This is a genomic window from Vibrio sp. 661 (assembly GCF_033339315.1).
Lineage (GTDB): Bacteria > Pseudomonadota > Gammaproteobacteria > Enterobacterales > Vibrionaceae > Vibrio > Vibrio alginolyticus.
Genome location: NZ_JAWOUJ010000003.1, coordinates 241933 through 254894, shown reverse-complemented (window position 1 = coordinate 254894; position 12962 = coordinate 241933). Strand labels below are relative to the sequence as shown.

The following is a 12962-nucleotide window of genomic DNA, read 5'->3' as shown; positions in this document are numbered from 1 at the left end:
TGCATAAATCCAAATACCAGCCTCAGGGCTGGTATTTTTTTATCAAAATTTCAGTGAGCGTTGTCTCAATAGTAACTTCATAACGTTAAACGAGACTGGTATTCGTGATGATGGTAACGAATTGGGTGAGACAAGCAGGAGATAATGCGCCAAGCTAAACAATAATAATTAAGTGAGTAGACTCTTTATGGCTCAGAGCATTCAATTAGCAAATCACACTGAGATCACTGTGAATAACAATGACTTCCAAGTTGAAGTCGAGGGTAATCAATTACATTTTTCTTTTGCTGGCCTTCACAATAAAACCTTTACGGACCGTGAAGTGTTATTCGAAATGCCGTTTTTGTACGAGCACGAGGCCAACGTAATTGGGGATGGTTTTCAAATGTTGGCGCAAACGGCGGGAACGATCAATCACCCCGTTGATATTGGTCGCTGCCCAGACAATAATCCTTCTTATCGAATCTACCCTAAAAATGCACCTAAGCGTTATTACAACTATTTAGTGGTGGAAGGTTCAGCGGGCTACACATTATTTGGCTTCACATCATGTCATCGCTTTGCAGGCTATTTTGATGTTGTGCTGCGTGATGGGCATTGGGTTTTATCAGCCGCAATTGATGGTGAGTTGACTCAAGTGGCGGATTGGGAAAGTAATCAACTTGAATCCGTGGCGGTACTCTGTGGTCAATCGCTGTCCGAGCTTTATCAAACCTATGGCGAGATGATTGCAAAGCATCATCCTGTTCGCCAAGGTGTGACACAAGATGCGCCTGTTGGTTGGTGTTCGTGGTACGCGTACTACGCAGACGTGACAGAGCAAAACATCATGCAGAACGTTGATTGCATGCAAGATAAGCTCGAAGACCTGGAGTGGGTACTTCTGGATGATGGCTATCAAGCCTTTATGGGCGATTGGTTAACCCCATCAGATAAGTTTTCTGGTGGCGTAAAAGAGCTCATTCATAGTATCCGTGCAAAAGGCAAAAAGCCGGCGATTTGGATGGCGCCCTTTATTGCTCAGCCTGAGTCGGAGATCTTCAAACAGCATCCAGATTGGTTTGTTCGCCACAAAGATGGAAGCTTACTTAAAGCAGAAGATGTCACATACGGTGGTTGGCGATGCACGCCTTGGTACATTCTCGATACTTCAAACCCTGAAGTGCAAGATCACCTAACTCATGTGGTCTCTGTTATGCGTCAAGAGTGGGGCGTTGAGCTATTCAAATTAGACGCAAACTACTGGGGCACGTTAAAAGGTAAACGAAGCCAATCGGGTGTCACCGGTGTAGAAGCCTACCGCATGGGTATGGAAGCGATTGCCAAAGGCGCTGGTGATGCGTGGCTTTTAGGTTGCAACGCGCCAATGTGGCCATCTCTGGGGCTTGTGGATGCAATGCGTGTTTCTGACGATGTAGAGCGTCATAGTCGTCGATTCGAACAGATAGCCAAAGAAACCTTTTACCGTAGTTGGCAGCACCGAAAACTGTGGCAAATTGACCCGGATTGCGCCACGTTCACTTCATTAGCTAATCAATCTGCATCCAGAGAAGAGTATGAATTTCATCGCACGGTGTTATTAGCGAGTGGTGGTTTGCTGCTGTCTGGTGACCCGCTCCCTGAGATTACACCGTTTGCTAAGAAGACACTGTCTAAGCTCATGTTACGTCAACAACGTAACCAACAATCTGCAAAGTTTACCGCTTTGAGTTTAAATCACGCGTTTTTAAAACTAACGACGAAGAATGACCTCCATTGTTTGTTTAATTATGCGAGTTACGGAGCGATGGAATTTACGCTGACGTCTGATCAACCGGTGGACTGGTATGATTACTGGACAGGGGAAAAGCTAAACCAAGAACCTTGCCAGTTGTTAATGGTGAGCGTGGATAAAGGGCTCAATGCGAAAGCGATCGTTACAGCATAACGTGAAGTAAATCGCCCAATACCAAGATCAAGAAAGGAGCCTATTGCGGCTCCTTTCTCGTTTTGATGCTCTGGGCGTTAGAACTCGAATAAAAAGTAATACCCGTATCCAACAATAAACGCAGGAATGGACGAATAAATAGTCGCGACCAAAGCAGCTTTCGGTGCCATTGCAATGGCGGGGAATAGGGCGTCACCATCGTTAGAAATCGCATTGGCCAGTTGCGCAGAAAGTGGCGCTGCACCAGAAATGTATAGGCTAGTGACTAAAATTTGCGGTCCGCAACCAGGCAACATACCAATGGCTAGGCCAGCTAATGGCATCCAAATTCCCCAATGAGAAAAGGTTTCTACAAGGTCGAGTCCAGAAAAATAGGTTGTCAGCTCAAACGCCAGAAAAGCAACGATCACCCAAGCACTGACGAAATTCGTATCTTGTGCTGCTTTTTGAATCGGGTGTGAGTCCACGATTTTTTCATCTTCAGAGACCGTTGACTGATAATCGCCAAGTTCTTTGGTCATCGCCCATAATGACATTGTGATCACCGCGAAGATAGCGCCCAGCCATTCAATGGTGTTGGCTTTCAAAGATAGCAACTGATTAATATCTATTTGGAAAGACATTAACACAGCAACGACACTAGCAGGCACAATAAGCCATTTCCAAAATGCGCCTTGTAGATTGATTGCACGTTGTTCAAGAGGCGTGTGTCGGTCTGTCTGGTGTTGGCAACAAGCATGTGTCTGAGGTGCTTCTTTTGGTTCTGGTCGCAGAAAGTTATCAGCATGAAAAGCATTAACGACTAACCCTGAAAGAGTACCCACGATAATGCCTAATCCAACCACGCCTAATCCAACACTTGGTTTGGCGGCCAGAAGTAAAAAGGCAGCGTCACCCATTGTTGAAGTAAGTACCGCGACAATCGCACCAAATCCCACTCGGCCACTAATAAATTGCGTTGTCACAACAATAGCGCCACCACAGCCAGGCAAAGCACCCAATAAAGAAGCAAAGAAAACCTGATGATTACGCGAGCGATGGTAGAGCTCGGTAATTCGATTGGTTTTCGACATAAAGTTTGAAAGATAATGATAAATAGCCAATGTGGCAGCAACATAGCATGACACTGCCCAGAATGAGTCGGATAGCGTCTGTACGGCTACGTCACGTGTATTTTCATTGCCTAGCAAAATGAGCATGACGATAGGGATCAGCAATCGCTTATAAGCTAAACGAAACTGAGTAGGCTGAAACAACTGTTGTGCAGAGTGTAATAATTGGGTCGCGTTCATCGTTTACTCAAATGCAAATAGGAATAATTATCATTATATGTAAATGAGATTTATTCGCAATAGCATTGTGAACTTTTCTTCGTGTCAAACTCTCTGAAATCAGGTAAAGTATCGGCCTTTGTGAGCAAACACGCCCTAATTAACTGTATTAGGCGGCGTATAAAATTGACTTGAATAGGAAGAAACATGATTCTAGTTGTAGGTCATAAGAACCCAGACAGTGACAGTATTTGTAGTGCACTCGTTGCAACTGAACTTCTAAAAGCGCGTGGCGTTGAAGCTATGCCAATTCGCCAAGGCGAAATCAACCGTGAAACTCAGCACATCCTAGAAGTTGCTGGCGCTGAAGTTCCTGAGCTTCGCACATCAGTTGCGGGTGAGACCGTTTGGCTAGTAGATTACTCAGATCTAGCACAAGCACCAGACGATATCGCAGAAGCTGAAATTGCGGGTATTGTTGACCACCACCGTCTAGGTGACGTGATGACAGTAAACCCAATGGAAGCATGGATCTGGCCTGTTGGTTGTACCAACACTGTTCTATTCAACATGTTCAAGATTGAAGGTCACGCGATTACTCCACAAATTGCTAAGCTAATGATGTCAGCAATTCTATCTGACACAGTAGGTTTTGCTTCTCCAACTTGTACACAAAAAGACAAAGATGCCGTTGCTGAACTAGCGGCAATCGCAGACGTACAAGATGTTGACGCGTTCACTAAAGATCTTCTAATTGCTAAAACAAACATCGAAGGTCTATCAGCGGCTGAGCTTGTTGAGAAAGACCTTAAAGGTTACCCATTCAACGGTCGTGACGTAGTGGTTGGGCAAGTTGAACTTGCAACTCTTGAGCAAGTTGACGGTATGATCGAAGCACTAGAAGCAGACCTAGAATCTCGTTGTGAGAAAGATAACCTAGCGTTCGCTGCTGTAATGCTAACAGACATCACGACTGCTCAAACTCGTCTTCTATACAAAGGTGAGTGGGCTGAGAAGCTTGTTAAGCACGAAAAAGACGGCATGCTAATGATGGAAAACACGCTAAGTCGTAAGAAGCAAGGTTGGCCTTGGCTTCAAACTGAGCTAGCTTAATTTTCTAGCATATACTTTAAATGCCCGCCTAGCTGCGGGCATTTTTCTATGGGAAATAGGAGACGAATATGTCTGAGCAACTGACCCAAGAGCAGATGGATACCATTAATCGCTACAACGAAGAGCAACGTTTAAAGTACTGCGTAAAAGAGATTGTGGCGAATCGTAAGGTTTGGATTCTGAAAGACGAACATGGCTGTGTCATGTTAAATACAGAAGATGATGATTGTGTACCAGTATGGCCAAACGAAGAGTTCGCTTTGCAATGGGCGAATGGTGATTGGGAAGATTGCGAGCCAGAAGCGATCTCTCTAAACAAGTGGCACAGCCGTTGGACCTCTGGTCTAGAGGATGACGAGCTATCGATTGTTGTATTCCCAAATCAAAATGAAGAAGGGGTCGTATTGTTTCCTGACGAGTTTGATTTTGAACTGCGCAAACAAGCGAGCCGCCGTTAGTTTTTTGATTAGTACCCATGCAATAAAGAAGCCTGCGTTAAAGCAGGCTTCTTTACATTTGCACGATTACATCTTTGATAAGCTATTTTGTTTGATGGCTTGGCGCTTTGTAAAAGTGGCTTTCGACTAATCGTTGAGTAATAGGATGCTCGGGATGAGTCAGTACTTGGTTGGTCTCGCCAAACTCGACCACTTCACCTTCATGCATCACCATCACTTTATCAGTAATATGCTTAACAATGCCAATATGCTGAGACACGTACACAAATGACAATCCCATCTCTTCTTGCAACTCGAGGAATAAGTTAATGATCTGCGAGCGCATTGCCATATCCAAACCGTTTAACGCCTCATCAGCGACAATGATGGAAGGTTGAAGAATAAGTGCACGAGCCAAACATACGCGCTGTTTTTGACCGGCAGCTAGCATTTGTGGATAAAAATAGGCGTGCTCAGGCAGCAATCCTACGCGGAGCAAGGTGTTCTTTACACGCTGCATGCGCGCATCTGGCGGCATGTTGGTATTTCGCTTTAGCGGACCTTCTAAAATACGACCAATCTGGATACGTGGGTTTAACGATGTGTTTGGATCTTGGAAAATCATGCGGATGAGCTTGCAGCGTGTCGCGTAATCTTTGTGCTCCAATCGTTCGCCATTCACACGGATCTCTCCGGAGCTTGGTTCAACAACGCCAGCAAGCATACGAGCTAGTGTGGATTTTCCTGACCCGTTTTGACCAATAAAACCAATAGTTTGTCCTGGCTCTAAAGTAAAGCTTACCGGTTTAACTGCCTCATTAACCTGACGTTTGAACAGACGGGAGCGCGTAACAAATTGCTTCGATAAATTATCGACTTCAAGTAACGCACTCATGACTTTTTCTCCGTGTTCAATGGAAAGTGGCAGTTAAATTTATGATTCTTAATTCGTCTGGTGTGTGGAATTTCTACACATTGTTTCTGCGCATATGGGCAACGTGGTCCGAGGCGACAACCGATAGGCAGATGCTGCAATGGCGGAATCGAGCCCGGTAGGGATTGGAGTTTTTGCTTGTGTGGTACCCAATCATTAAAGTCAGGCATCGCTTTAAGCAAGGCATCGGTGTACGGGTGCTTGGGTGCCGCAATGATTTTACTGGTATCGGCAGACTCCACCGACTGACCACAATACATTACCGTAATACGTCCTGCCCACTGTGTTATGGTCGCTAAGTCGTGGCCGATAAGCAAAATGGTTGTGTTATTAAGTTGGTTCATGCGGCTCAACAGACGCAAAATTTGCGATTGAGTAATCGGGTCTAAGTCGTTGGTTGGCTCATCTGCGATCAGCAACTTTGGTTTGGTCGCTATCGCCATGGCAATCATGACTTTTTGACACTCACCATCAGTCAGTTCATAAGGGTAGCTACCCATTAAACGCTTGTGATCTTTAATACCCACTTTATGCAAAAGCGCGATGGCCTGTTTTTTACGCCATTTAAATCGCTCCCACCATTTCCCTTCAAATGCGCGAGATGGAATGGATTCAATCAATTGACGCCCGACTTCCTCTGAAGGGTCAAGACAAGTTGAAGGCTCTTGGAAAATCATCGCAATATCACGAGCAATGACGCGCCGACGCTCTTTTGGTGTAAGCTGAAGCAAGTCAATATTGCCAAGGCGCATACGGTCTGCGGTGATGCGCCAGTTATCTTTACTTACCCCGACAATCGCTTTTGCAACTAAGCTTTTCCCTGAACCAGACTCACCTACAAGACCACGAATTTCGCCTTCGTTCAAAGTTAGGCTCATTCGGTCAACGGCTTTGACCAACCCTTGAGGTGTTTCGATCTCAATGGTCAAATGTCGAATATCTAACAACGGCATTATTCGATCCCCGCATTAAGCGCTTGACGTACACCTTCACCTACTAAGTTTAGGGTAATAACAGTAAACATGATGGTCAGGCCGGGTAGGGTCACTGTCCAAGGTGCAATATAAATAAGCTCGACAGAGTCACCTAATATTGCTCCCCACTCGGTGCTTGGTGCCTGTGCGCCTAGGCCAAGAAAACCCAGTGCCGTAATATCTAAAATCGCAGCAGAGAGCGCGAGTGTGATTTCAGCGGCAATGACCGTCAGAATGTTAGGAAGAATTGAACTCCACAGTAAGTAGAAATCATTAGCGCCATCAAGGCGTGCTGCCATTATGTAGTCTTTTTCAACTTCGGTGTGGACTGCTATATAAACGGAGCGAATAAAACGCGGAATCAAAGCCAAGCAGATTGCGAGTAAAATATTGAACCCACCAAAGCCTAGAAATGCCACAAAAATGATTGCTAATAAGAGCGACGGGATCGACATGACGGTATCGAGCAAGTGGTTGAGAGTACTCGACAGTAAGCCTTTCGTCATACCTGCCAATACGCCAATTAAACAGCCTACAACGGCAGCAATTGCGGTGATGGCGACAGCAGCGCCAAATGTCAGCTGAGAGCCCATAATCAGGCGCGAAAGAATATCTCTACCTAAGTCATCGGTCCCCAAAAAGTAATCAACCGTTCCTGCTGGGGCCCATGATGGCGGCACAAGCAACTCACCTGACTGTGCTTGGGCGTCAAATGGTGCAAGTAGGGGGGCAAAAATGGTAATAAGGACGATAAACACCAAGCACCACAAGCCAAACATGGCTAGTCCGTTGGCGCGGTAGCTTCGCCAAAAACGCTCAAACTGTGTTGGAATACGCTCTTCCTGATAAACGTTATTTGTTAGCATACCATTCCTTTCGAACTAAAGGGTTAATCATCGCGCCAATCAAATCCGAGAGTATGTTAGCGGTAAGAACCAAAGTCGCAAGTACCATCACGCCAGCTTGGATAGATGCATAGTCTTGGCTTGCTAGCGCATCTAAAAGCCAACGACCAATACCTGGCCAGTTAAAAATAGACTCCGTGATGATAGCTAAGGTAATCATACTCGAAAGTTGAACACCAACTTTGGGAATGATAGGCGGTATCGCATTCCGCAATACATGTTGAGTCACGATTTCGCGGTTAGAAAGACCTTTGATTCTCGCTGCACGGATGTAGTTTTGGCTCATCACTTCCGCTACCGAGGAACGCATTAGTCCGACAACCTGGGTGGTTGGAGCCAAAGCGAGCACCAAACATGGCAGCACCATATGCTCAATAACGCTTTGCAGTGCATGAGCGCGGTATTCGCCTTTCGCCATGAATGCGTCGATAATGGCAAACCCGGTTACATGATCAATTTCGTAAAGTAAATCATACCGTCCCGCAACGGGAAAGAGTTGGTATTCCAATGAAAAGACCATGATAAGTAACAGAGCAACCCAAAAGATTGGGGCGGAATAACCAGACATTGACATGAATGAAATGCTGGTATCGAGCCATTTACCTTGCTTCATCCCAGCCACGGTTCCAAGTGGAATGCCGATCAAAAGGGACACCAAAAAGGCAAAGAAACACAATTCCAAAGTGGCTGGGAATACAACGGCGAGCTCGTCGTAAATCGCATTGCCGTTTTTACTTATGCCAAAATCGAGTTGAGAAAGGTTGATCAAGTAAGTTTGCCAGCCAGACCAAAAATCAACGTTTGCCCAGTGCGAGAGAGGGTCAAGGCGCAGCAGAGAAAAACCCACTAATGTAAGGATCATCAAAGTGATGATAAATAGGTTAAAGCGTCGAACGGTATACCAAAACATCAGTGAATTCTCTCAACTCTATCAAACGGTTGGGCATTGAAAGGGCTTGATTTGAAGCCTGTCAGCGATTTGTCGTGCACACGGAACTGCACGCCATGCGCCAGAGGAATAACCGGGAACTCTTGATTCAAAATGTTCTGTGCTTGGCGATATAGGTTCAAACGGTAACGCGGTTCTTGAGTTTCTAAAGCCAAATCGAGCAAGAAATCGAAGTCATCGTTACACCACATGGACACGTTAAGGCCAACGCGGTCAGACTCGCAAGATAATAAAGGGCGGAAAAAGTTGTCAGGATCCCCGGTATCACCAATCCAACCAGTTAAAAGTAAATCGATATCGTTGATGTTCTCCAAATCCACACGTTCAAACCTATCATCGGTAAGTAGCGTTAATTTAACCCCAATATCGGCAAAATTCGCTTGGATTAGCTCTGCGGTCTTGCGAGGGCTTGGGTTAAAAGCACGTGGTTCAAGTGGTACCCACATGGTCAATTCTAGGCCGTCTTCGTAGCCTGCATCTCGAAGTAGTGCCAATGCATAATTCCGGTCATAACGAATTTTTACGCTGTCTTTTTGATAAGCCCATGAATTAGGTGGTAGCAAGGTATAAGCTTGGGAGCCAGTTCCGTAGTAAACCGAATCTAAAATATTTTGACGGTTGATCGCTAAGTTAAGAGCTTGGCGAACTCGAGCATCACTCAGCGCGGTGGTTTCTGTGTTTATCGCAATAAAGGAAACGTTGTTAGCTGGTGTAGCCGTCAGCTCAAGGTTGTCATTTTCTTGAATGACAGGTATTTGGCTCGAAATAGGTGAAGAGAGTACGTCACACTCGTTTCTTAAAAGTTTAGCTAATGTACCCGTCCCTCTGTGAGAGATATCGAACACCACTTGTTCCATTTTTGCTGGTGACTTCCAGTAATTTGAATGACGCTCTAATCGAATCAAGTCGTTCACTTGGTACTCTTTTAATTGATAAGGGCCGGTACCGATAGGAAGTTGGTCGATTTCTTCTTTATGATCTTTTGCTGCCAATTGCTGTCCATACTCCGCAGACAAGATAACCGCATGGCTGGTGGCAATATTGGCCAAGAAAGAAAAGTTTGGCTGAGATAACGTAAACCTTACCGTATACTCATCTATTGCAACCACGTCTTGGAGTAGGTTTTGAAAATCTAACCCTGCAAACCATGGATAAAAACCACCACCTACTTGGTGAAAAGGATGGTCTACATCGATGATTCGCTTGAAGCTAAATACCACATCTTTTGCATTCAATGGGCGAGTGGGTGTGAACCAAGGTGTGGTTTGGAATTTAACACCACGTTTAAGCTTAAACGTGTATTCCGTCCCTGATTCATTTACTGACCAACTCTCGGCGATGCTTGCCACGGGCTGATGTGATTTAGGATCGAGCGTGAGCAGCGTATCGTACAGCTGCGGGCTCAGAGCCTCTGCGGTAATACCGCTATCAATAAGCTGAGGGTTAAACGTGGTCGGCTTACCTTGTCCGCAAAACACAAAGCCAGCTTTGCGAATATCATTGTGGTCAATTTCATCGCCACAAGCGGTCAGTAGGCTAATCCCAATAAGGCTCAGCGATAATCTTATAAAAGCATTCATAATATGAAATGTTCATTGGATCTTGCTCGTTTCGTTTGATCTTACTCTTTCAAAGCTAACAAGCGAAAATGATCTCGCTAATTTATCACCTTTGTGAACTCGCTCCAAACATAAAATCCATACACTGTAAGGTGTTATGCCATAAATGCATGCGAATTAGAGCGCAGTCACGAGCTCGTGTATTGATTGAGTACTCTCGGTCAAGTTAGCTTTGTCCGACCAAACCATATTTTCTAACCATCCCTCGTAATTGGTGATAGCTCAAGCCAAGTAGCTCGGCTGCTTGTCGTTGATTAAACTTGGCTTCTTCCAATGCACGATTGAGTAAATGGATATCTTGTTCCTCTTGCCATTGTTTATAGTCTAGAGGGAATTGGATGGTGTTGCTTGATGCTTCCTCTTCTTGTTGTTCTGCTTGTTTTGCACTATGGCCAAGCGCGCTGTGCCAAACCGTTTCAAAAGGATTGAAAACCAGTTCATCAATTGGGTGAGCATTCAGACCATGTTGGTAAATCGCACGTTCAATCACGTTTTTTAGTTCGCGGACGTTACCGGGCCATTCATATTCAATAAGCGACTGCTGCGCTTTTGGGGTAAAACCGACAAAGTATTCCAGTTGCAGTTCACGACACATTTTCATCGCGTAGTGCTCTGCTAAAGAGAGAATGTCTTCTTTGCGCTCGCGAAGAGGCGGTAACATAATGACATCGAAGGCTAGCCTGTCGAGCAGATCTGCACGAAAATCACCTTGCTCTGCCAATTTTGGTAGGTCGGCATTGGTTGCACAAACAAGTCGAACATCCGCATTGAGAGCGGTATGACCGCCAACTCGCTCATATTCACCATATTCGATGACGCGTAATAGCTTTTCTTGAACTAAAAGTGGTGCGGTTGCCAGTTCGTCAAGAAACAAAGTACCGCCCTCGGCACGCTCGAAACGCCCTTTATGCTTACCTTTAGAGCCCGTGAAGGAGCCGGATTCATGTCCAAACAATTCGGAATCTATTAGCCCTTCGCTTAATGTCGCACAGTTGAGTGATAGTAGTGGTTTATCCCAACGTCTTGATAAATAATGCAAACGCTGAGCGATGAGTTCTTTACCCGTACCTCGTTCACCAATGATGAGGACAGGGCGCTCAATGGGTGCAAGTTGTGATACTTTATCTAGTACAGCGAGAAAAGCAGGTGATTCACCAATCAGGTTTTGCTTCATAAAGTCCTTCTTATTTAACAGCCGAGCCATGATTTAGAGATAGAGTTGGTAAATTTCACCAACAGTTGGTGAAAAACATCATAGCACAATAGTGTGTAACGACAACAAAATGAATAACGCTCTGATTTAAAAGAAAATTATAAGTTGGCACGTTACTTGTTATATATTCAGGGAGACACAAGGTTAATCACCACCTTGTCGAGTTTTAATAGGAAAAAGAGGAGTTCCGTTATGGGTATTTTTTCTCGATTTGCAGATATCGTTAACTCAAACATCAGTGCATTACTGGACAAGGCGGAAGATCCTGAAAAAATGATCCGTCTTATCATTCAAGAAATGGAAGACACACTTGTTGAAGTGCGTACTAACTCGGCTAAAGCGATTGCAGACAAGAAAGAGTTGGCTCGTAAGGTTGAAACGTTAGAAGAGCAAATTGGCGAATGGGGTCAAAAAGCGAGCTTAGCATTAGTTAAAGAGCGCGAAGATCTAGCTCGTGCAGCATTAATTGAAAAGCAAAAGCTAGAGCAAGTAATTAAAGGCCTCCACACTGAGCAAACCTTAGTGGAAGAAACGATCGATAAGCTTACTGGCGAGATTGGTAAGTTGGAAAGCAAAATTGCTGAAACGCGCGCAAAACAGCAAGCACTAGCAATTCGTAACCAAACTGCATCTAACCGTCGTGATGTGCAAAAACACCTGCACACTAGCCGTACTAATGAAGCGATGGCGAAATTTGAGCAGTACTCACGTAAAGTGGATGAAATGGAAGCGGAAGCAGACCTGTATGCTCAAACTGGTAATGCTAAATCGCTAGAACAAGAGTTTGCAGAGTTGCAGGCACAAGACGAAATTGAAAAAGAGTTGGCAAAACTGAAAGAACAGATGTCATCGAAAGATAAATAAGAAAGGAGCCATTTATGTCGGCATTTTTTATAGCAGGACCAGTGATTGTCTTTTTAATCTTTGTCGCTCCACTATGGCTCTTCTTACACTATCGCAGCAAACGCAAAACAGATAGTGCACTGTCGAGCCAAGATTTAGAGCGCCTTCAGGTACTATCTGAAAAAGCGGAAGCGATGCAGTCCCGAGTTGATACATTGGAGCGCATCTTGGATGCTGAGTCACCAACATGGAGACGAAAGTATGAATAATCGAGAACTGTATCGTGATCCAGTAAATGGCAAAATCTCCGGTGTTTGCGCCGGAATTGCCAACTACTTTGGTGCAGAAGTTTGGTTGATTCGTATTGTAGTGATTTCTGCAGCGCTGTTAGGTGGTACGTTTTTGGTATTGTTAGCGTACATCGCGATGGCGTTTATGTTAGAAAAGCAACCAGTAACGTATTCTGAAAATATCAGAGCTCAGCAAGAGCATACGCTCAAAAGTAAGCCTTGGCAGAAAGGGCAAAGCCCTGATCAACTGCTCAGTGTGTTGGAAAGGGATTTTGACCGTCTTGATGGCAAAATTCGTAACATGGAAGCGTATGTTACGTCTGATACATATAGGGTGAACAGAGAATTCAGTAAGCTCTAGGCATTTTGTATCCAAAGAAGATTTAACTGAAGCAGGCATAAAGCCTGCTTTTTTATCACAAATTACTAATTTTAAAGCACTATTAATCTTTTCTGCTCTGGAAGTTCGTTCAAAATTCATCTACTT

General features: G+C 44.7%; 13 protein-coding genes. 6 read left to right on the top strand and 7 right to left on the bottom strand.

The genetic code is table 11. From position 1 onward, the window contains the following. Window positions 1-187: 187 nt before the first annotated feature. Complete coding sequence (locus R7P69_RS09145; protein WP_053303207.1) at window positions 188-1927, top strand: glycoside hydrolase family 36 protein; 1740 nt, start codon at window positions 188-190, stop codon at window positions 1925-1927. Between the two features lie 77 nt (window positions 1928-2004). Here R7P69_RS09145 and R7P69_RS09140 read toward each other — a convergent pair whose 3' ends face one another. Then, the gene (locus tag R7P69_RS09140; RefSeq protein WP_005378133.1) at window positions 2005-3219 is read right to left on the bottom strand and encodes a putative manganese transporter; all 1215 of its coding nucleotides are present in this window, start codon (window positions 3217-3219) and stop codon (window positions 2005-2007) included. A 186-nt stretch (window positions 3220-3405) separates the two neighbouring features. Here R7P69_RS09140 and R7P69_RS09135 point away from each other — a divergent pair, with 186 nt between their 5' ends. Beyond that, the gene (locus R7P69_RS09135; RefSeq protein ID WP_017634678.1) at window positions 3406-4311 is read left to right on the top strand and encodes a manganese-dependent inorganic pyrophosphatase; all 906 of its coding nucleotides are present in this window, start codon (window positions 3406-3408) and stop codon (window positions 4309-4311) included. A 68-nt stretch (window positions 4312-4379) separates the two neighbouring features. Next, entirely contained in the window at window positions 4380-4769 is a 390-nt protein-coding gene (locus R7P69_RS09130) for a DUF2750 domain-containing protein (RefSeq protein ID WP_005378129.1), read from the top strand. Window positions 4770-4851: 82 nt separating this feature from the next. Here R7P69_RS09130 and R7P69_RS09125 read toward each other — a convergent pair whose 3' ends face one another. The 6 genes from R7P69_RS09125 to pspF form a co-directional block, all read right to left on the bottom strand. Next, entirely contained in the window at window positions 4852-5643 is a 792-nt protein-coding gene (locus tag R7P69_RS09125; protein WP_005393308.1) for an ATP-binding cassette domain-containing protein, read from the bottom strand. After that, on the bottom strand, window positions 5640-6635 hold the full coding sequence (locus R7P69_RS09120) for an oligopeptide/dipeptide ABC transporter ATP-binding protein (RefSeq protein ID WP_005378126.1): 996 nt from the start codon (window positions 6633-6635) through the stop codon (window positions 5640-5642). Before R7P69_RS09120 ends, R7P69_RS09125 begins: the two co-directional genes overlap by 4 nt. Further along, on the bottom strand, window positions 6635-7522 hold the full coding sequence (locus R7P69_RS09115) for an ABC transporter permease subunit (RefSeq protein WP_005378123.1): 888 nt from the start codon (window positions 7520-7522) through the stop codon (window positions 6635-6637). The genes R7P69_RS09120 and R7P69_RS09115 overlap by 1 nt, the downstream gene beginning before the upstream one ends. Beyond that, a complete protein-coding gene (locus R7P69_RS09110) occupies window positions 7509-8471 on the bottom strand; it encodes an ABC transporter permease (RefSeq protein WP_005378122.1) in 963 nt (320 codons plus the stop codon). Before R7P69_RS09110 ends, R7P69_RS09115 begins: the two co-directional genes overlap by 14 nt. After that, entirely contained in the window at window positions 8471-10090 is a 1620-nt protein-coding gene (sapA, locus tag R7P69_RS09105) for an ABC transporter substrate-binding protein SapA (protein ID WP_033905101.1), read from the bottom strand. Before sapA ends, R7P69_RS09110 begins: the two co-directional genes overlap by 1 nt. Window positions 10091-10295: 205 nt before the next feature. Beyond that, window positions 10296-11303, bottom strand: a complete 1008-nt coding sequence (gene pspF / locus R7P69_RS09100) for a phage shock protein operon transcriptional activator (protein WP_017820869.1) — start codon at window positions 11301-11303, stop codon at window positions 10296-10298. A gap of 231 nt (window positions 11304-11534) precedes the next feature. On the opposite strand from pspF, the gene pspA reads away from it, so the two are divergent. The 3 genes from pspA to pspC are packed head-to-tail and all read left to right on the top strand — an operon-like array spanning window position 11535 to window position 12836. Then, window positions 11535-12206, top strand: coding sequence for a phage shock protein PspA (pspA, locus tag R7P69_RS09095; RefSeq protein WP_005378119.1), 672 nt, complete (start codon window positions 11535-11537; stop codon window positions 12204-12206). Window positions 12207-12220: 14 nt separating this feature from the next. After that, entirely contained in the window at window positions 12221-12454 is a 234-nt protein-coding gene (gene pspB / locus R7P69_RS09090) for an envelope stress response membrane protein PspB (RefSeq protein WP_005378117.1), read from the top strand. Further along, complete coding sequence (gene pspC / locus R7P69_RS09085) at window positions 12447-12836, top strand: envelope stress response membrane protein PspC (protein ID WP_025766867.1); 390 nt, start codon at window positions 12447-12449, stop codon at window positions 12834-12836. Before pspB ends, pspC begins: the two co-directional genes overlap by 8 nt. The last annotated feature ends 126 nt before the right edge of the window (window positions 12837-12962 follow it).

What these genes read in the sequence shown, in the direction of transcription:
- R7P69_RS09145 (WP_053303207.1), top strand. Translation starts at nt 188, where the DNA reads ATGGCTCAGAGCATTCAATTAGCAAATCACACTGAGATCACTGTGAAT.
- R7P69_RS09140 (WP_005378133.1), bottom strand. Translation starts at nt 3,219, where the DNA reads ATGAACGCGACCCAATTATTACACTCTGCACAACAGTTGTTTCAGCCT.
- R7P69_RS09135 (WP_017634678.1), top strand. Translation starts at nt 3,406, where the DNA reads ATGATTCTAGTTGTAGGTCATAAGAACCCAGACAGTGACAGTATTTGT.
- R7P69_RS09130 (WP_005378129.1), top strand. Translation starts at nt 4,380, where the DNA reads ATGTCTGAGCAACTGACCCAAGAGCAGATGGATACCATTAATCGCTAC.
- R7P69_RS09125 (WP_005393308.1), bottom strand. Translation starts at nt 5,643, where the DNA reads ATGAGTGCGTTACTTGAAGTCGATAATTTATCGAAGCAATTTGTTACG.
- R7P69_RS09120 (WP_005378126.1), bottom strand. Translation starts at nt 6,635, where the DNA reads ATGCCGTTGTTAGATATTCGACATTTGACCATTGAGATCGAAACACCT.
- R7P69_RS09115 (WP_005378123.1), bottom strand. Translation starts at nt 7,522, where the DNA reads ATGCTAACAAATAACGTTTATCAGGAAGAGCGTATTCCAACACAGTTT.
- R7P69_RS09110 (WP_005378122.1), bottom strand. Translation starts at nt 8,471, where the DNA reads ATGTTTTGGTATACCGTTCGACGCTTTAACCTATTTATCATCACTTTG.
- sapA (WP_033905101.1), bottom strand. Translation starts at nt 10,090, where the DNA reads ATGAATGCTTTTATAAGATTATCGCTGAGCCTTATTGGGATTAGCCTA.
- pspF (WP_017820869.1), bottom strand. Translation starts at nt 11,303, where the DNA reads ATGAAGCAAAACCTGATTGGTGAATCACCTGCTTTTCTCGCTGTACTA.
- pspA (WP_005378119.1), top strand. Translation starts at nt 11,535, where the DNA reads ATGGGTATTTTTTCTCGATTTGCAGATATCGTTAACTCAAACATCAGT.
- pspB (WP_005378117.1), top strand. Translation starts at nt 12,221, where the DNA reads ATGTCGGCATTTTTTATAGCAGGACCAGTGATTGTCTTTTTAATCTTT.
- pspC (WP_025766867.1), top strand. Translation starts at nt 12,447, where the DNA reads ATGAATAATCGAGAACTGTATCGTGATCCAGTAAATGGCAAAATCTCC.